Source organism: Fructilactobacillus sp. X2R1C1 (assembly GCF_059901435.1).
Genome location: NZ_JBWXUV010000148.1, coordinates 1 through 240 on the forward strand (window position 1 = coordinate 1; position 240 = coordinate 240).

The 240-nt window shown below is 25.8% G+C and carries 1 protein-coding gene; it reads left to right on the forward strand.

Annotated elements, in window-relative coordinates:
* Nucleotides 1-122 precede the first annotated feature (122 nt).
* Nucleotides 123-240 (forward strand): DNA cytosine methyltransferase (locus AC6UDG_RS07840; protein WP_500707012.1); only part of this gene is annotated, 118 nt, incomplete at its 3' end.

Consider the following 240-nt stretch of genomic DNA (forward strand, 5'->3'; position numbering starts at 1 on the left):
TTAATATAGTTTATTTGATTGTATTATTAATATATTATGTAAATTTTTATAAAGATAGTGTTTTTAAAGTGCCGTCATAGTAGAATAAACATAAGAAAGTTTTAAAGAGTGGGTGACAGGTAGTGAATATACTGGATTTGTTTTCTGGAGCTGGAGGATTAACAGAAGGTTTTAGAGATAAAGATTTTAATATAATTTCTCACATTGAGATAGATAAAGATGCTTGTAAAACTCTTAGAT